The organism is Borborobacter arsenicus (assembly GCF_003934165.1).
GTDB lineage: Bacteria > Pseudomonadota > Alphaproteobacteria > Rhizobiales > Rhizobiaceae > Pseudaminobacter > Pseudaminobacter arsenicus.
On sequence record NZ_ML133518.1, the window covers coordinates 1 to 16862 of the forward strand.

Consider the following 16862-nt stretch of genomic DNA (forward strand, 5'->3'; position numbering starts at 1 on the left):
GAAAAGGCTCAGACCATGAATCCGACAGCACACGGGGAGGATGCATCCGATGTCTTGACGCCAAACCCCTCATGTGAGCTTTGAGAGCGGTTCTTGAAGCGCCAGGACTCGTTTCCGGTTTCGACGATCTCGCAGTGATGGGTCAGACGGTCGAGAAGCGCCGTCGTCATCTTTGCATCGCCGAAGACCGTCGGCCATTCGCCGAAGGCAAGGTTTGTGGTGACGATGATCGAGGTGCGCTCGTAAAGCCTGCTGATGAGATGGAACAGGAGCTGGCCGCCGGCCTGAGCGAACGGCAGGTATCCGAGTTCGTCGAGGATGATGAAGTCGAGACGAGTGAGGTAGTCCGCCGTCCGCCCCTGCTTGCCGCTGCGTGTTTCCGTTTCCAACCGATTGACCAGATCGACGACGTTGAAGAAGCGCCCGCGTGTTCCGTTGCGGATGAGGGCTCGGGCAATGGCGATGGCCAGATGGCTCTTTCCGGTTCCCGTGCCGCCGACGAGGACGACGTTGCGTTGATCGGCGACGANCCGCGCCACAGCATTGCTTGGCCTGTAGCATGATGCGGAAGAGGGAGGACCTCGGCCGGCTCTAGCCGCCAGTTGATCCATACTGCAGCACCTGCACCTTTTCGAGCGTCACCAGCCCGCTTGGCATGATGCCCTCTAACACAGGCAGGAAGGCGCTGATCTTCTCCTCACTGTCGACGATTTCGACGACGAGGGGCAGATCCTCCGACAACCGGAGAATCTTCGTTGTATGGAGACGGCTGGACTGACCGAACCCCATTCCACCGCGTAGGACGGTGGCGCCGGCTAGCTGCATCTCGCGCGCCTTGAGCACAATGGACTCATAAAGGGGGTGGCCGTCGTCGCGATCGTCCTCGCCGATGAATATCCGCAGAAGCATGGCTTGGCGCGGTATCTGCATGATCATGTTCCTCCGAGGCGATTGAGGCGTGAAGCAAGAGAGTGACCGAGCCAAACCGACGCGAGCCAGGTGATGATGGAGATGCCGACATAGAGACCGGCAAGCGCGAATTCGCCGGCATGGAATGCCTGGAAGGCTTCCAGGCTGAAGATTGAAAAGGTGGTGAAACCGCCGCAAATACCGGTCATCACAAACTGGCGTTGATACATGCCGGCGAAGATTCGCCCGTCAGGCCCCGTGATCGTCGCATAAAACCCGATGACGAAGGAACCGACGATGTTGACGAACAGAGTGCCCCACGGAAATCCTGGACCAAACCAGCCGAGCGCGGCGAGCGAGGCAAGGGCCCGCAAGACGCTGCCTAGGATGGAACCGACCGACACGGCAGCATAAAGAAGCAGCCTTTCGCGGAACCAGTCCCATCTGACCCGCCTTTGTAAACCTGCCTTCGCCGTGCGGACTGGTTCTTCTTCGACGGAAAGGGCCTTCTCCAACTCGCTCATGCGGAACCGATCCCAAGGCCGAAAGCACCGATGCCATAACCCAGAGCCACAGCTGATAGACAGAGAACAAGGGAGAGCGCCACATTGCCGCCAGCCTTCAGAAACTGGCCGTCGCGGGCAAGCGCCATGGTCTGGAGGCTGAAGGAGGAAACAGTCGTATAGGCGCCGAGGAAACCGGTGACGGCGAGTTGCCAGGCGGATGGCATCGGGAGCAGGCCATCAACGGTCGCGGCGGCTGCGATCAGGCCGATCACGAAGGCGCCGCTGACGTTGACGACCATCGTACCCCAAGGAAAGGTCTCGCCGACATGCCGGCCGACCAGACCCGACACAAAATACCGCGCCGGACCACCGAAGGCACTGCCGAGCGCCACCCATATCACTGCATGAAGAACGTCCTGCATTTCTCTACCGGCCTATCTGCTTGATTGGTCGCTGCCGTGAGCGGGCCGTCTCTCCAGATCGATGCCGTCGATGATCGCCGGCCCTGAAAAGATCAGCTTCACGAAAGTACGAAAGGCAAGCACCTGCCGCTCCAGGCGGTGCGGATCGTTCAGCGTCTTCGACATGATTATTCCACCATCGACCACGCAGGAGAGCATGTCGGCGATATCGCCCAGATCGACCGGTTCGCGCGGTGGATACACAGTCGCTATTTCTTCCAGAGTGTTGCGAAAGCGCGTGTTCCAGCTTTCGACCGACCGCACGGTCAGATCACGAACCTCCCGGTCGAACAACCGCTCCTGATAACAGATGCTGGCGATGAGACAGCCGGGATGGCCATTGGGCAGGTCCGCCATGATTTCGGCCAGTAGCTTCAGGCTAATCAGGAAGGCCTGCAATGGATCGTCCGAAAGCTGCCGCCCACGATCGAAAATCCCATCGAACAGATGGTCGTTGGCCTCGACATATCTGCGCAGCATTTCATGGGCGAGCCGGTTCTTGTCCCTGAAATGGTAGAAAAAGCCGCTCTTGGTGATGCCGGCCTCAGCGATGACCTCATCGATCGATGTGGCCGCAAAACCCTTGCTCAGGACAGAAGCCTCGGCGATCTCGAGAATACGCTCGCGTGTTTCGGCGCCCTTGCCCATGACAGAACTTCCTCTGCTTTGCTGTACCGCAAGTACGGTTTTGGGCATGCCAACAATAGCACTGCTGGCATCGTCCATCCACGGCATCTTCCAAGTCTTTGAAATTGCTATTCTATTGATATGCCACCGCGAACCGGACCGGAAGGCTTCTAGTTCGAGTACGGCGAATGCGACAAAATTCCGCCTGTTCCGGCCGAATAAAGACCAACAAAGCGAGCTAGCACCAGCGGAGTTATCGATGAGCAAATATCGAACGAGCCTGCCGCAAATCGACGGCGGTACATTCCTCAGCGATGGCGGAATAGAAACCACGCTTATCTTTCACGATGGCCTGGACCTTCCGCATTTTGCCTCCTTTGTCGTCCTTGACACCGAGACCGGCAGGCGGCGGCTCAAGAGCTATTATGAAAAATACCTGGCCATCGCCCGAGACCATGGCGTCGGTTTCATCCTGGATAGCGCAACATGGCGGGCAAACCCCGATTGGGGCGCCAGGCTCGGCTATGATGCGGCAGGCCTCAGGCGTATCAATGTCGCCGCCATCGAGCTTCTCGAGGAACTGCGGGCCGAATGGGAAACAGCGGCCACGCCCTGCGTGATCAGCGGCGCAATCGGCCCTCGTGGTGATGGCTATAAGGCCGGTAATATGAATGCGGATGAAGCCGAGGCCTATCACGGACCGCAGATCACTGCCTTTGCCGACACGGCGGCCGACATGGTGGCGGCCTTTACGCTCAACAATATCAACGAGGCTATTGGCATCGCGCGTGCGGCCAAGACCCGGGCCATGCCCTGCGCGATCGCTTTCACGGTCGAGACCGATGGCAGGCTGGTGACCGGCAAGACGCTGCCGGAAGCCATAGAGACAGTGGACCGGGAAACGGATGCCGCGCCGGTCTATTACATGATCAACTGCGCGCACCCTTCGCATTTCGAGCAGGCGCTGAAGGCGGGCGAACCATGGATGGAACGTATCCGCGGGGTCAAGGCCAACGCCTCCGCCAAGAGCCATGCGGAGTTGGACGAATCCGAAACGCTCGACGCCGGCGACCCGCTCGATCTCGGCCAGCGCTACCGTCGGCTGAAGCGGACATTCCCGAAGATGCACATCCTAGGCGGCTGCTGCGGCACCGATCACCGTCACGTCGCGGCGATTTGCGAAGCCTGCATGCCGCTGGCCATGAGTGCCTGACAAATGCTCTGGCAGGTGAGAACGGAAATGGCCCTCCCCTCACCTGTCAATACAGTGCGGATCTCCAGCGTGAAATCACGAATAGAGATACCCGACGCCGCGAATGGTCCTGATGACCTCCGGCTTGGACGGATCGGCCTCGATTTTCTTGCGCAATCGCGAAATGCGGATGTCGATGCTGCGGTCGAACGGGTCCCAGCCACGATCATGGGCAAGTTCCAGCAATTGGTCACGATTGAGCACACGACCGCGATGTTCGGCAAACACCTTCAGTAACTGGAATTCCATCGCCGTGATCGCGATTTCGACACCCTCGGCATTGAACAATTTATGGGCTTCGGGGTTGAAGCGGCAGCGCCCGAACTGGATCGACGAAGACGTGCCGACCTCTCCCGCCACCATCTGTTCCGGTTCGGTATCGGCACCTCTCTCTTTGGGCAAAGTCCGGCGCAACACTGCTTTGAGCCTTGCAAGCAGCTCTCGAGGATCGACGGGCTTGCCAATGTAATCGTCAGCGCCGATCTCCAGGCCGACCACGCGATCGACGATTTCGGCGGATCCGGTCAACATGAGGATTGCGACGTCCGAATGCTCGCGCAAATAACGGGCAAGCGAGAGCCCATCTTCCCCCGGCATGCGGATATCGAGAATTACGGCGTCCACCGGCGTGGTGTCGATCAGCGTGCGCAGCGCCGGCCCTGCATCCGCCTGTGTCACGGCAAAGCCATGCCGCTCCAGATATTCCGCGATCGTGTCCCGGATATCCGGCTCGTCGTCGCAAACAATAATATGAGCCGTAGCCATCAAGCTTACGTCAATAACCCTTCCCTTGCGGAAGGTAAGCCTCCTCGCAAGGGATGGCAATTCAACGGCGCCTCAGACATCCTTATTGATGAGCCTGGAAACGAACGAGCGGAGTTCATAGGGCTTGATCGGTTTCTCGATATATGGCCGCGCGGTCGCGCGCAGAAAGGCCTGTGCATCGGGACTGACCGTATCGCCAGTGAGGAAGGCCAGCTTGTCGATCGCCGCAGGGTGAAGTTCAGCGATGTAGTTGAACAGACGCCTTCCATCCATGTTCGGCATTTTCAGATCACACAGGATGAGGCCGAATTCCAGGTTCTTCAACTGAGCGAGAGCCTGCTCGCCCGAATTGGCGATTGCCACGCTGAAGCCATCGCGTGTGAGCACTTCGGCGATAACCGCGCCAACCTCCTTCTCATCATCGACCACAAGGCACGACAGACCGGGTGACTTGAAAAATTCGGGCGTTACAGCCTCGTGCGTCTGATCGAGCCTGTTCGAGGCCGGCAACGAGATGACGAATGTCGAGCCCTTGCCTTCCTGGGATTCCACCTCGATGGCTCCCCCATGCGACTGGACGATGCGGTGGCAGAAGGCCAGGCCGATTCCCGTTCCCGTCCCGACTTCCTTGGTGGTAAAGAACGGATCGAAAATCCGCGACTGGATCTCTTTCGAGATTCCGGGCCCAGAGTCTGCGATCTTGACTACGACATTGCCGCCGGTGGGAATACGCATGGCCTGAACAGCAATCTTCCTCGGCCCATCCCAGTCATGCAGCGCCTGTTCGGCGTTGACGAGCAGATTGATGAGAACCTGGCTCAACTGGTCAGGATCGGCCCAGATAGGGGGAAGACCCGGCTCGATCTGCACGGACAATTCGATGTCAGAGGATTGGATCGAATAGCCTGCAACCTCGATTGCGCTGGCAATCACATCGTCGATGTCCACATTGGAGGTTTGCGTCGGTTGCTGCCTTGCCATCGCCAGGAATGTCTTGACGATCCGGGCGCAACGTTCGGCCGCCTTGCTGATCTTGGTAGCGCGCTCAGCGGTCTTGGCATCGCTGGCGGTCTCCTTCAGCATCAGGGAAAGCCCGAGCACGACGGAAAGCGGATTGTTCAGTTCATGCGCCACGCCGGCCAGCAAGCCGCCAAGGGCCGACAGCTTCTCGTTCTGGTGCAGCGTTTCGCGCTGGCGTTCGAGTTCCCGCTGCATTTCCAGCCGGTCGGTGAGGTCGTAGGTATGGGAGACGATGACCTTTTCGCCATGGAAGTCGATCAGCCGCGATGAAATCGAGCACCAGCAGGTTTCGCCGTTCTTGCGCCAGAGCTGCGTCTCGAAATCATCGACCGATCCCTCAGTGAGCAACTGCTCGACATAGCCCTTCCGGTCGTCCGGATTGACGTAATAGTCCAGCGCGCTGGTCACGTCGCCATGCAGTTCCGCCGCCGCCGGGCTGCGATAAAGCAGCTTGCCGTCAGCGGCGCGGGTCATCTGGATATTGACCGGGCAAGCCTCCAGCACCCTGCGGACCAGTTCTCCGGCTTCTTCTGCCGCGAGTTCTGCACGTTTGCGTTCGGTGATGTCGACGCGGGTAACGACAAAGCCGCCATCGCGTGTCGGGCAGTTGGAAACGAAGAACCAGCCGCCATCGCTATGCTGGAACTCCTGCTGCCTGAACTCCCGCCGGTCGCGGGCCCTGTCGGCCAGCCAATCGTCGATTCTGTCCTTCCGCACCGGAAACTGGTTGCGCTCGGCAGTGACGCGGAGAAAATCGAACCAGTTGACGCCCGGCACCAGCACATCGGCACTGATCGCATGCATCTTGCGATATTGGCGATTGGCCAGCACCAGCCGGTCGTCCTTGTCGTACAGCGCAAAGCCCTCCGACAGCGATTCGATTGCATCGGTAAGCCGTTCATTGGCTTGGCGCGTCTGCTCCTGGGCGAGGATGACATCGTTGACGTCGGTGGTGTTGGAAACGATCACCCGCCGCCCCTGGAAGTCGATCAGGCGGGCCGATATGGAAGCCCAGAATATCCTCCCGTCAGCCGCATATTGCTGGACGCGGAAATCATCTACACGGCCCGCATCGATCAGCATCCGGATCAGCGTCTGGCTGTCCCTGGGGTTGAGATAATAATCCGTGATCTGCGGCCGCTCGCCATAGAGTTCGCGACTGGCCGGGTTGCGGTAGAGCGTTTCGCCGTCGAGCGTCGACATGTGTGTGGGAGACGGGCAAGCGTCGAGCACCTTTTGCAGCAGCGCCGTCGCATCCCGTTCGATCGCCTCGGCCTTCTTGCGCTCGCTTATGTCGGCGCGTGTGACAACGAAACCGCCAAGCTCAGTAGGATGCACAGATACCGAATGCCATTTGTCCTCGCCGACGCTGAATTCGTAGTGGCGCACGAAATGCACCCGGCTCTGGACACGCTCCTCCAGCCATTCGGCCTCCCGACCGATTGCTTCAGGATAGGCCCCCCGCCTGGCACCTTCGGCAAGCAGCTCGGTCCATTCGACGCCGGGCTTGAAGATGTCCTCAACCGCCTTGTGCATATTGCGATAGTGGCTGTTGCACATGACCAGCCGATGGTCTTCGTCGTAAAGCGCAAAGCCTTCCGATAGCGACTCGATGGCATTCGCCAGCATCTCCCGCGCTGAGGTGACCTCCTCGTCGCGCTGCTTCTGCTTGGTGACATCGGCGATGCCGCCGAGCACAACCTGCCGCCCCCGGAATTCCACGAGATTGAGATTGCCGGTGACCCAAATCTCCTGGCCATTGGCGCTTTTGAGCTGCGCTTCCCAATTCTCGACGGCGCGATTGCGCATCAATTCGCGGCTAATGGCAAGATATTGCTGCTTGTCGACGAAACGGTCGGCAAGTCGCGGTGCCTTGTCGCCGGTATTGACTCGCCACCCCAACAGCCGCTCCGCCGCCCCGCTCAGGTAGATGATCTCACCGGAGCCGACCTCGTTCATCCACACCGGCAGCGGATGATGCTTGATCAGAAAACCGAGCAGATCCTCGCGGCCCTTGCGCTCGGTTATATCCAGAACGCCGATGACAAGCGCTGGGCGCGACCGATAGAGGGCGCTGCGGAAATTCGCCGAGCACCAGACCGTCGAACCGTCCGTCCGGCGCAGTTCGATCTCGTGGTCCCGGATGATATCGTTCTCGCCAGCGAGAGCCCTTATCTCTTCGAACGCCTCGGGGCAGACATAGTGGTCAGTCAGATATTGCGGCTGCAGTGGCCGCCATTTGCGGCCAAGCAGTTTCGAGGCGTCCAGGCTTTCATAAAGGATTTGCCGGCTTTCCTGATCGACCACCCAGACCGGGAGGGGATGGCTGTCGGTAATGCAGCGGAAGATTTCGGCGTTTTCCAGATGGGCGAGCTGGGCACGCTTCATCTCGGTGATGTCGATGCTCACCAGCGCGATACCGCCTTCCACGCGAGGATGCGATGAAAGCAGCCTCCAGCTTCCATCCAGCGTTTCCGCCTCCACCGGGCCACCGCCACTCTGGCGCCAGCGTGCAGCGGCGGCCCTTGCGAAATCCATGCTCGCTTCGATGGGCCGGCCGTCGAAACTCTTGAACTGGGCGATGATCTCGGCGGTTACCTGGTCGCCATCCATTCGCGCCGTATCGTGGCGTAGGTGTTTCCCGCCGAAAATCCCGGCATTCGCATCCACCAACCGATTAGTGCTGTCGAACAGGGCATAGCCTGTGAACATGGGGGTAGCCGGGCTTTCGACTCGCATGAGCAGGCCTCCCGCACGAGGACGGCTATGAAACCAACCACACTCGCCACACTAGGTCCCGTATGTTTCAGCACGCTTTCAGCGCCGGCATGATTTGTTTCAACTGTTTCAGCGCATGCGAGCGCTTTCCTTGTGTTTATGCAACAAACGAAACACTTCCGCGCCTTCTCTGAAAAACACCTGAAACAGGGTCAGGCTAGATTTCCTGGCGTCGACTTCACCTGTTCGGACCTCGGCGAAAGGAATTCGCCAGCCTATCAGAAAAGCCCCCGGCTGTTGATAGGCACCCGACAGCCGCCACGGCGAATGGTGGAGACAAGCAACCCGACCCATGACCCTGGAGACTTGTAAATGCGAAAGATCATTTTTGCCTTGGCTGCCACCTTGCCGGCTTTCGGAGCCGCCCATGCCGATGATGTCTTTTCGACCCTCCAATTCCCCGAGGGCAAGACGATATCCTCGCGCCATCAGCACGGCGATGCCGCACCACGTTCGGTCATTGCGAACCCGAAACGCGGCATGGGTATTTCATCGGCAGCGCCAATGGAAACCAACCCGCAACGCGGGAAGATTTCCTCCCGCTATGTCTATGGCGATGCGCCGCTTCCATCCACGGCACCGAACGGGATGAGTGGGTACGGACTTTCGTCCGGCGCGCCGATGAGAACACATGGACCATCCGAACTCGGCTTCAGCCCGCGCATTCTCGACGGCAGCAATTAGAGCATCGGGCCAGTTCGGCTTTGTCCAGATCTTGATCTCTAACATGCGCCAACCCACCGGCGTGCCGACAATGGGGCGACCGAGGAGGCCCGGTTGCCCCGGCGGCCTCGACCATAGCGCCGCCATCGATTGGCGGCTCCAACCCACGGAGCACCACAATGTCTATTCTTACGCTTGAGTTTCGCGCCGTACGCCGAAGTTCGGTCCTTACGGGGAAAATATTGGCCGCCTACCGGGCCTTCCAGGCAAACCGGGCTCGCCACATCGCAAGCCGGACACTTTCGGCAATGGAAGATCATACGCTGAAAGATATAGGGATCAGCCGGTCTGAAATTCCCATGGTCGTTTATGGCTTAAGGGCGGCGCGTGGCGATCATGTAGATCATGAAGCCTGAAGAAGGCGGGGGCCCTTCGGCGACGTCACCTCCTCGATCGTGGCAAGCTGCCTCCCTATGGTCACTGCCCTTGCCCGGTGAAGGAGCCTCCACATTTCCGGGAGCAGGAGAGGTTTGCCAGGGCAGATCTTGGGCAAGGTCAGTCCAAAATATTTCGTGCCGTGCGCATGAATATTCTTGACCCGATCGGAATGAGGTCGTCGGGGAAGTCATAGTCCGGATTGTGCAACGCAGGGTGTTGCTCGCCCGCGCCCAGGAAGAACATCGCCGACGCTGCGCTATGACCGAACAGGCCGAAATCTTCCGAGGCGCGCATCGGCAGGTCGTCTTCTCCATGCGCGATACCCTCTTCATTGAGCGCTCGCTGCAAATGCTCCACGGCATCCGGAGCGTTGACGCTAGCAACGAATATTTCATGATAATCGTACCGGGCAGAAAGGCGCTGCTGGCCGGCGATCTTTTTGACCAGCGTTTCAGCAGCGGCGCACAGATCTGCCATGCGCTCGTCGCGCCGCGTACGCAGCGTAGCCCATACCTCAGCATTGCCCGGGGCGATGCCGAAGACGGCTTCGCCCATTGTGACATGGGTAACCGTCACCATGCCGAATTCATCGTCAGCGAAGGTTCCGTTGCCAAGTGCGGGCAGCGCCGGCATCAGCTGACTAACTGCCATCATCGGTGAGACGCCGGTCTCGGGCATGGACGAATGCGCCGTCTTGCCCTCAAGCACGATGCGCATGCCGCGTGAAGCACAATTGACCACGCCGGCTTTGACCCGCACCTCCCCGAACGGCACACCGGGCAGATTATGCAATGAGAAAGCCAAATCCGGTGCGATGCCGCCAAAGCGTGGATCGACGACAACGCCTGCCGCACCGTTGCCGGTTTCCTCCGCTGGCTGGAACATCAGCACGACGCGGCCATGTGCAGGCCGCTTACGTCCCAACTGGCGGCCCATCGCGGCCAGGATTGCGGTATGGCCGTCATGGCCGCACATATGCGATTTACCTGGCACGAGCGATGAATGCGACACGCCCGAAACCTCGTGAATTGGCAGCGCATCGAGCTCCGAACGAAACATGACCGTCGGTCCCGCTTTACCGCTGTCATAGACTATCGCCACGCCGTGTCCGCCCAATCCGGTCAGCACCTTGTCCGGCCCTGTATCCGCGAGGAAGTTGACCACCTCCTCAGCGGTCTTTTCCTCTTCGTTCGAGATTTCCGGATGCTGGTGCAGCTTGCGCCGCCATGCCGTCAGCTCCACAACGTCTTGATTGGTAAGGGTCACGTTTTCCAACTCCGCTTGCAGCCAGATTCTCCACACCATGCGCGACTGGGTTCGCGTGTCAGAATGCGAAGAATTGCGCTGCCTGTTCCTTAATCGCCAACGGCAACTTTCAACGTATCCCGGGACTGCCCCGACCCGAAGAGGCATAATCTGAAAATCGTTGGGACTGTAGCAGGGGACCCCGTGCGTTTCGCTTGCCCGGTCCACGGGGCGCTTGGTTCCTAAGTATCGTTACGGGGGCGCAGGCGAAATCGCGGCACGCCCGTGCCATTCGTGGAACGGTTACTGGTATTGAGGCAGGGTCGATGTCCATATTGCAAGCCCGACCACAGCTATGGTGATCCAGAACAACGAGTTGATGAGCATCCTCACAAGGTCGCGATTATTCTCTTCCGAAATGCCCAGGCGGTCAGCGATCAGGTCGCCCGGCGCGATGAATAACCAGATGATAAACCGGCCGAGCTTTTTCATGGATTGCTCCCTTAGGCGCTGCGATCCGGATGGGACATAGGCACTCGTCTGCCAATTCATTGGCCAGGAAGAGAAACCGGGAAAAAGACTTCCTGTTCACCGTACCATCATGCCCGGTTGACACGACCTGCAGCTACGGACAACGCCCCTTCTTGCGAAATCAGGTTCGACCTTGCTAATCAGAACGGGCATCGGACTGCTGGATACAACCTCGGCGGCTTAACTCCCTAAAAGCAGCCGTTTCATGCCACGCCGACCGTGGACGCCATCACGATCAGGCTGCGCTCAATCTTCTTTACGGATTCACCGATGGCGGTGGCGGCCCAGGCATCAGGAACATGAATGGTGGCGGCCTTGATGCCTGTTTTCTCGCCTTTGCCTTCAGTGGGGCAAATATATCATCTGCGAACCTCTTACGGCCGGCCTCATAGCCCCAGGTGGACCATATCGGCCAAGTCCGATCCGCTCACTTTTCAGCACCGACCACGGCAAACCAGGCCCCCTGCGGGTCTTGCGCCACCGCGATATAGGCGGGGCCGGGCACTTCGGCCGGACCGTGATGGACCTTGCCTCCGGCTGATTTGATCGCCTCGGCAATCTTCGTCACCGCTCCGTCAACCCCGAAATAGGGTAACCATGCCGGCACGGGCGCGTCGCCGAGGCCCATCATGCCCCCGATGTCGACGCCCTTGTGACGGAACAACTGGTAGGTTCCCATGTCGCCCATATCCATCGCCTCGCCCTTCGTCCAGCCGAACAGCCCGGAGTAGAAAGCGAAGCCGGCCTGCGGATCGGTCGACATCAGTTCATTCCAATTGCCGTGGCCGGCTTTGTTCTGGTTGAACGCGCCGCCTTCCTCGGCCTTGGCGCGGTCGGCCTCACTCATCTGGCTCATGTCAGGCTGCAGTAGGCCAAAGACCGCGCCCTGAGGATCGGTGACCACGGCAAAGCGGCCGGTGCCGGGAATATCGGCGGGCTCTTTGTAGACCTTGCCGCCTGCCGCCTTGATGTCGGCGGCGGTCTTGTCGCAATCGTCGAGGGCAAAATAGATCAGCCAGTTCGGCGGCGGGTTTCCCTGCTGGTCGACATTGGACATCATCCCGGCCACCATGTCACCATCGGACTTGGCCAGGTGATACTCGAACCCCTCCATGCCGCTGTCTGCGACCTGCCAGCCGAGAATCCCGCTATAGAAGTCGCCGGCGCCTTTCAGATCGCTGGTGTCCAGTTCATACCAGCACGGATTGCCGTGATAGCTCATCGTCGTTCTCCTCTTCGGTTTCTGCTCAGGCGGATGCGTTTGCGTCGCGCGCGACATCCGCCGCCTGCCAGTGAGCCATATGATCGGCCATGGCTTTCTTGAATGCCGGCCGGGCGGTGGCGCGGGCCACATAGCCCGTCAGTGCGGGATAGCTGCTCAACTGACCCTCGGCTTCCGGAATACGCAGTACATCGACCATAATGATGTCGGCCGCACTGAATACGCCTGCGATCCAGTCGCGATCCGCCATCAGCTTTTCCACGGCATCAAGCTTGCCCATCATGTTCCGGCGCGCGTGCTCGACTGCTTCCTGTGTGGACGGCGGACCGAAGACATCAGGCATCCGTTCGGCCAACACCATGCCCATCCATCCGCTGCTGGCGACTTCGACGGAATTAAGCGCAGCGATCAGCCATTGGGTGACCTCGGCACGACGACCCGGCGGCAGCAGCGGTGTCCCCTCGGCCAGATGAAGCAGTATCGCGCCGCTCTCAAAGAGCGTCAGTTCGCCGTCCTCGATGATCGGCACCTGTCCGAATGGCTGGATGGCCCAGTGCGCGTCACTTTTCGGGTAGACCGGAACCGTAGCGACCTCGTAAGGCCGCCCGATCTCCTCAAGCGCCCAGCGGACGCGAAGATCGCGCACGAAACCGCGGGGAAACTCCGGCAGCCAGTCATAAGTGTAAACGACGACGCTCATCGGCTTTTGACCGAGTCGAAGATCGGTTCGAACCCGCCCCACATCATGCGCATACCGTCGAAGGGCATTTCGGGAAATTCCTGCCCCTCCATGCTCGCTTCCATCGCTTTGGCTGCGGCATCACAGGTCACCCTGTCGGGCCACGCCGTCCAGCTGAACACCGGCACCTCGCCATCCTCGGCCTTGGTAGCTCGATAGAAATCGGTCTGCTTGCCATGTGGCACGTCGACACCCCAGGCTTCAACTATGCCGAGGCAGCCATTGGGCTTGAACGCGCCCTCCCATGCATCCGCGGCCATCTTGACGTAGGCGGCCCTGTTCTTCCCGGGCACCGCCAGCGCGAAACCCTGAACATAACCGACGTTCCTGTCAGTACCCTCCACGAAGATCGGCTCAAAGCCACCGAAAATCATGCGGCTGCCGTCGAACGGCATTTGCGCCATTTCCTTCATGGCCGGATCATTCTGCATCTTCTGCCAGGCGGCATCGGCGGTCGTCTTGTCCGGCCATTCGAGCCACGAATAGACGACGGTTTCATCCTTTTTGGCGTTCACTGCCCCATAAAGATCATTGACCTTGCCCCTCGGAACGTCGACGCCCCAGCTCTCGACCATTCGGGTCACGCCATAGTTTTGAAACAGCGGCCAGGCGGCTTTTATGTGTTCGACATATTTCTGCTTGTTAGCGGTCGGAACGGCTGCAACAGAGCCGGTATAATAGGCCATTTCATGTCTCCTCTCAGACAGGACCACAGCCCCCGCAAACCCAGCATGACCCTTGTAGTATCAAAAAGCAACTGTTAGTATTAAAAAATGACCAAACTCGGTGAACCATCTCGCATCCGCTATGACGAAGGCTGCCTGGCTGCCCACGCGCTGAACCTGATCGGCGATCGCTGGGCGCTGCTGGTGGTACGCGAACTCATGTTTGCTCCCAAACGGTTCCAGATGATCCGCGCCGGCTTGCCCGGCATCACCGCCGGCGTTCTGACCGGGCGTCTGGCCCAGTTGCAGGGTGCCGGCATTGTCGTCCAGGACGATCGCCTGGGTATCTATTCCCTGGCGGATGCGGGCCGGGGTCTGCTGCCGGTTCTCGAAGAGTTGTGCCGTTGGGCGCTCACCGTGCCGGGGCATGATCCGTCGCGCTTCATCAGCCCCTCGGCGCTGATGATCTCGATGGGCGTCAATCTGATGCGCGACAAAGCCCGGGGGCGTACGGCGCTGGCGGGCTTCGACTTCGGCAAGGAGGTGTTCGAGATGCGGCTGACCGGCGGCGGCCTATCGACCGCATCGGTCGCCCAGCCTGACACCCCCTTCGTCCTGTCCGGCAATGGCAATGCGATGGCGGCGGCGGTCTATGGTACGGCGCCACTGCCATTGCTGATCGCCAAGGGCTTCATTGGGGCACAAGGGGATGTCTCGGCAGCGCAGGATTTCGTCGACATGTTCAGGCTGGAACCGCAGCCTTGACCCTACACAGCAGGCTCGGTCCTTGTTCCAGATGGGTACTCAGAGCAGTGCAATCAGATTACAGATGACACCGAGCCATGAGGTATTGTCGATCAGGCGGATCAGGCCACCACAAAATCGTAGCGACCGAACCTACCATCGTCGGTCCTGGCAATGTCGAGCACCAGTGCGCCATCGAAGATGCCGTCCCGTTCATTTCGAGGTTCGTTCGGGAAATAGAGTTGCGTTGTCAGCACGCGCCCGCCCGGCCGCTGTACCTTGAGATGATAGTGCCTGGTGCGGCCCGGATAGAGCCCAGGCACAATGGTATTGAACCACCAATGCCCGTCGGCATCGGTGAATTGATGCCCGCGAAGTCTGTAGCCGCTGGTGTCGTAAGTGCCGGTTTCGTCGGCATGCCATAGCTCGACCAGCGCTGTAGCTACCGGACGGCAAGTCGGGGTCAGCACGTATCCACCTATTGTCATCCTCTCCCCATTCGGCGCGTCGCTGGCAAAATCCCGTTTCTGCGGAGTCTGTGGCGTGAAAAACGGACCTTCCGTTTGAGATGGTGTCAAATCGTCCTCATCGCCGCATGCCGGCGTAAGCTGCAATTTTTCGGGAAGCTCGGCAGAACGGCCAAGATTCGGCAACAGCACCGGAGCTGCGACAACTCCTGAAAGGAAAAGTCGGCGGGTAGGCATGGCGCGGCGTCTCCCGAGGGGTGGCGTGATCGAAATCTTCACCGCCACATTCGGCGGAAGTGGGGCAAAAATTAACCGCACCCCGCAATCCGAGAGTCCGGGCGGAGGATGGGTTCTCACCGGCCGACCCTAGCCTGCGATCGTTTCAACCCAGACCGAAACCGTTCTACCCACCGTCTTCAGGTGATCGTCCGCTGAAAAGCCGGATACGCTTTTTCGCGGCTTCAGATCGTGATCGCCGTCCTCCAGCCACAGGACCTCGATGTTCTTAGAGAGCGTTTGGGCCGAGACCTCCTCTCGGGTCCCAAACAGGTCTCGTGTTCCTTGCACGATGAGTGTCGGCGTCTCCATCGTGGTTAAATGGCTGATCCGCAACTGGTCGGGCTTGCCCTGCGGATGGAACGGATATGCCAGGCACAGCAAGCCAACGATCTTGCCGGATGCGTAAAGTTCGTCGGCGATCATGCTGGCGACACGCCCGCCCATCGACTTGCCGCCGATGATGACCGGCCCGGTCGAGGCGAGCGCATTGACTGCGGCGATATATTCCGGATTGAGCTTGTCTGCCCGCGGAGGCGGCTTGCGGTTCGCCGTTGTCCGGCGACTGGCCATGTAGTCGAATTCGAAGCGGGCCACCCGCAATCCGGCGTTTGCCAGAGCCCGCGCACTCGCTGTCATTGATGCGGAATCCATCGGAGCACCAGCGCCGTGAGCGAGAAGAACCGTATGTCTGGCCCCAACCGGTCCGTCGAATCGGAATTTCGTTGCCATCTGGCTGATGCCTCTTTGGCTAACCATAAGCCGTTGCTTGCCTGGAAGAAACCATCCGGCACGGGTTATAAAACCCGTTCGCGCTAGAAGGTCTGTGCGGTGTGGAAGCCATAGCGACGAAGCCCCCGTGAAGCGGAGCTGGAGCAGAATACGAGCCGAACACGGAACAACTCGTGCTAGATCAAGGCGTTGTACCTTTTGGGCATCCGATCGGACGCACGGCGCTCTAATCTTCTGCCTTCTCACCCCCCGGTGCAAGCAGGTACCATTCGCTGCCGAATTCCTCGACGTCATGGCCTTTGGTGTCGCCTGCTGCGGCATCATCTACGAAGTGATAGAGCGGCCATCCATTGTAAGTGGCCATCATCTTGCCGTCATGCTCGACCGTACCGAGCATCGACGTGTCTACCATATCGCCGCCCTGCGGATCGTTTTCCACATAATAGGGTGGCCAACGGCTTTCAGCGACTTTTACGGCCGAAGCACCATCCTGCGCGAAAACGAATGTGGGCGACAACGCAAATGCGGCAAGCATAACCGATGTCGTGAGAGAGTGGACCATCGTGTCCTCCTGAGTGGCGGCTACTCCGAGCGAACGCACGTTACGGGATTTGGTTTCGCCGCGAATGCCCGCGTTCAGCTTTCGGTTCGATGGGATGATTCGATCGACACTCCGGCGGCATTTCGACCGCTCGAGATGACACCTAGGCTGTGTGGACGAATTGACTCAGGTATAGGTTTTGGGGTTCCGGGGACGAATCCGGTCTGATTCATAGGTTGCTGACTGATTTGGAGGTCGGCGATGTCCACGAAGATGACGGA

General features: G+C 59.5%; 19 protein-coding genes and 2 pseudogenes. 4 read left to right on the forward strand and 17 right to left on the reverse strand.

Annotation, left to right across the window (positions count from 1 at the left end; translation table 11 throughout):
* Positions 1 to 8: 8 nt before the first annotated feature.
* The 6 genes and pseudogenes from istB to EET67_RS07505 all read right to left on the reverse strand — a co-directional run.
* The coding region (gene istB / locus EET67_RS07485) for an IS21-like element helper ATPase IstB (RefSeq protein WP_165899821.1) at positions 9 to 529 on the reverse strand (521 nt) is incomplete at its 5' end.
* Position 530: 1 nt separating this feature from the next.
* Positions 531 to 611: pseudogene (locus EET67_RS26590) on the reverse strand (hypothetical protein); the annotation flags it as partial.
* Positions 592 to 930 (reverse strand): DUF190 domain-containing protein, encoded by a 339-nt coding sequence (locus tag EET67_RS07490; protein ID WP_128625567.1) that lies wholly within the window; start codon positions 928 to 930, stop codon positions 592 to 594. The pseudogene EET67_RS26590 and the gene EET67_RS07490, both read right to left, overlap by 20 nt.
* Positions 931 to 932: 2 nt before the next feature.
* Positions 933 to 1424: a CrcB family protein gene (locus tag EET67_RS07495; protein WP_342634656.1), complete on the reverse strand. Its 492-nt coding sequence runs from the start codon at positions 1422 to 1424 to the stop codon at positions 933 to 935.
* 5 nt (positions 1425 to 1429) lie between these two features.
* Positions 1430 to 1837, reverse strand: coding sequence for a fluoride efflux transporter CrcB (crcB, locus tag EET67_RS07500; protein WP_128625553.1), 408 nt, complete (start codon positions 1835 to 1837; stop codon positions 1430 to 1432).
* Between the two features lie 12 nt (positions 1838 to 1849).
* The gene (locus EET67_RS07505) at positions 1850 to 2524 is read right to left on the reverse strand and encodes a TetR/AcrR family transcriptional regulator (RefSeq protein WP_128625554.1); all 675 of its coding nucleotides are present in this window, start codon (positions 2522 to 2524) and stop codon (positions 1850 to 1852) included.
* A gap of 238 nt (positions 2525 to 2762) precedes the next feature.
* Here EET67_RS07505 and EET67_RS07510 point away from each other — a divergent pair, with 238 nt between their 5' ends.
* A complete protein-coding gene (locus tag EET67_RS07510; protein ID WP_128625555.1) occupies positions 2763 to 3716 on the forward strand; it encodes a homocysteine S-methyltransferase family protein in 954 nt (317 codons plus the stop codon).
* Between the two features lie 75 nt (positions 3717 to 3791).
* On the opposite strand, the gene EET67_RS07515 is transcribed toward EET67_RS07510, so the two are convergent.
* Together EET67_RS07515 and EET67_RS07520 are read right to left on the reverse strand one after the other, a co-directional pair.
* Entirely contained in the window at positions 3792 to 4520 is a 729-nt protein-coding gene (locus EET67_RS07515; RefSeq protein WP_128625556.1) for a response regulator, read from the reverse strand.
* Positions 4521 to 4592: 72 nt separating this feature from the next.
* A complete protein-coding gene (locus tag EET67_RS07520; protein WP_128625557.1) occupies positions 4593 to 8279 on the reverse strand; it encodes a PAS-domain containing protein in 3687 nt (1228 codons plus the stop codon).
* A 351-nt stretch (positions 8280 to 8630) separates the two neighbouring features.
* Between EET67_RS07520 and EET67_RS07525 the strand changes: the two genes are divergently transcribed.
* Positions 8631 to 9002 carry a hypothetical protein gene (locus EET67_RS07525; RefSeq protein WP_128625558.1) on the forward strand — a complete coding sequence of 124 codons (372 nt, stop codon included), beginning with the start codon at positions 8631 to 8633 and terminating at the stop codon, positions 9000 to 9002.
* Between the two features lie 221 nt (positions 9003 to 9223).
* A pseudogene (locus EET67_RS26595) lies at positions 9224 to 9355 on the forward strand (DUF1127 domain-containing protein); the annotation flags it as partial.
* Positions 9356 to 9536: 181 nt separating this feature from the next.
* Here EET67_RS26595 and EET67_RS07535 read toward each other — a convergent pair.
* The 5 genes from EET67_RS07535 to EET67_RS07555 all read right to left on the reverse strand — a co-directional run bounded on the left by EET67_RS07535 (position 9537) and on the right by EET67_RS07555 (position 13842).
* Positions 9537 to 10685, reverse strand: coding sequence for an amidohydrolase (locus EET67_RS07535; RefSeq protein ID WP_128625568.1), 1149 nt, complete (start codon positions 10683 to 10685; stop codon positions 9537 to 9539).
* A 282-nt stretch (positions 10686 to 10967) separates the two neighbouring features.
* Positions 10968 to 11156, reverse strand: coding sequence for a hypothetical protein (locus tag EET67_RS07540; RefSeq protein WP_128625560.1), 189 nt, complete (start codon positions 11154 to 11156; stop codon positions 10968 to 10970).
* A gap of 466 nt (positions 11157 to 11622) precedes the next feature.
* The gene (locus EET67_RS07545) at positions 11623 to 12417 is read right to left on the reverse strand and encodes a VOC family protein (RefSeq protein WP_128625561.1); all 795 of its coding nucleotides are present in this window, start codon (positions 12415 to 12417) and stop codon (positions 11623 to 11625) included.
* 25 nt (positions 12418 to 12442) lie between these two features.
* Positions 12443 to 13117 (reverse strand): glutathione S-transferase family protein, encoded by a 675-nt coding sequence (locus tag EET67_RS07550; RefSeq protein ID WP_128625562.1) that lies wholly within the window; start codon positions 13115 to 13117, stop codon positions 12443 to 12445.
* Positions 13114 to 13842, reverse strand: coding sequence for a DUF1428 domain-containing protein (locus EET67_RS07555; protein WP_128625563.1), 729 nt, complete (start codon positions 13840 to 13842; stop codon positions 13114 to 13116). Before EET67_RS07555 ends, EET67_RS07550 begins: the two co-directional genes overlap by 4 nt.
* An 87-nt stretch (positions 13843 to 13929) precedes the next feature.
* Here EET67_RS07555 and EET67_RS07560 point away from each other — a divergent pair, with 87 nt between their 5' ends.
* The gene (locus tag EET67_RS07560) at positions 13930 to 14586 is read left to right on the forward strand and encodes a winged helix-turn-helix transcriptional regulator (protein WP_128625564.1); all 657 of its coding nucleotides are present in this window, start codon (positions 13930 to 13932) and stop codon (positions 14584 to 14586) included.
* A gap of 101 nt (positions 14587 to 14687) precedes the next feature.
* Here EET67_RS07560 and EET67_RS07565 read toward each other — a convergent pair whose 3' ends face one another.
* The 4 genes from EET67_RS07565 to EET67_RS25865 all read right to left on the reverse strand — a co-directional run.
* A complete protein-coding gene (locus EET67_RS07565; protein WP_128625569.1) occupies positions 14688 to 15269 on the reverse strand; it encodes a dioxygenase family protein in 582 nt (193 codons plus the stop codon).
* A 129-nt stretch (positions 15270 to 15398) separates the two neighbouring features.
* On the reverse strand, positions 15399 to 16040 hold the full coding sequence (locus EET67_RS07570; RefSeq protein ID WP_128625565.1) for an alpha/beta hydrolase family protein: 642 nt from the start codon (positions 16038 to 16040) through the stop codon (positions 15399 to 15401).
* A 226-nt stretch (positions 16041 to 16266) separates the two neighbouring features.
* Entirely contained in the window at positions 16267 to 16602 is a 336-nt protein-coding gene (locus EET67_RS07575) for a COG4315 family predicted lipoprotein (RefSeq protein WP_128625566.1), read from the reverse strand.
* Between the two features lie 74 nt (positions 16603 to 16676).
* Positions 16677 to 16862: hypothetical protein (locus tag EET67_RS25865; RefSeq protein ID WP_210211105.1), on the reverse strand; the 186-nt coding region annotated here is incomplete at its 5' end.

Excerpts from the sequence above, each read along its gene's own strand:
- EET67_RS07575 (WP_128625566.1), bottom strand. The coding sequence starts at position 16,602 with ATGGTCCACTCTCTCACGACATCGGTTATGCTTGCCGCATTTGCGTTG.
- EET67_RS07570 (WP_128625565.1), bottom strand. The coding sequence starts at position 16,040 with ATGGCAACGAAATTCCGATTCGACGGACCGGTTGGGGCCAGACATACG.
- EET67_RS07515 (WP_128625556.1), bottom strand. The coding sequence starts at position 4,520 with ATGGCTACGGCTCATATTATTGTTTGCGACGACGAGCCGGATATCCGG.
- crcB (WP_128625553.1), bottom strand. The coding sequence starts at position 1,837 with ATGCAGGACGTTCTTCATGCAGTGATATGGGTGGCGCTCGGCAGTGCC.
- EET67_RS07555 (WP_128625563.1), bottom strand. The coding sequence starts at position 13,842 with ATGGCCTATTATACCGGCTCTGTTGCAGCCGTTCCGACCGCTAACAAG.
- EET67_RS07540 (WP_128625560.1), bottom strand. The coding sequence starts at position 11,156 with ATGAAAAAGCTCGGCCGGTTTATCATCTGGTTATTCATCGCGCCGGGC.
- EET67_RS07565 (WP_128625569.1), bottom strand. The coding sequence starts at position 15,269 with ATGCCTACCCGCCGACTTTTCCTTTCAGGAGTTGTCGCAGCTCCGGTG.
- EET67_RS07510 (WP_128625555.1), top strand. The coding sequence starts at position 2,763 with ATGAGCAAATATCGAACGAGCCTGCCGCAAATCGACGGCGGTACATTC.
- EET67_RS07560 (WP_128625564.1), top strand. The coding sequence starts at position 13,930 with ATGACCAAACTCGGTGAACCATCTCGCATCCGCTATGACGAAGGCTGC.
- EET67_RS07505 (WP_128625554.1), bottom strand. The coding sequence starts at position 2,524 with ATGGGCAAGGGCGCCGAAACACGCGAGCGTATTCTCGAGATCGCCGAG.
- EET67_RS07520 (WP_128625557.1), bottom strand. The coding sequence starts at position 8,279 with ATGCGAGTCGAAAGCCCGGCTACCCCCATGTTCACAGGCTATGCCCTG.
- EET67_RS07490 (WP_128625567.1), bottom strand. The coding sequence starts at position 930 with ATGCAGATACCGCGCCAAGCCATGCTTCTGCGGATATTCATCGGCGAG.
- EET67_RS07550 (WP_128625562.1), bottom strand. The coding sequence starts at position 13,117 with ATGAGCGTCGTCGTTTACACTTATGACTGGCTGCCGGAGTTTCCCCGC.
- EET67_RS07545 (WP_128625561.1), bottom strand. The coding sequence starts at position 12,417 with ATGAGCTATCACGGCAATCCGTGCTGGTATGAACTGGACACCAGCGAT.
- EET67_RS07525 (WP_128625558.1), top strand. The coding sequence starts at position 8,631 with ATGCGAAAGATCATTTTTGCCTTGGCTGCCACCTTGCCGGCTTTCGGA.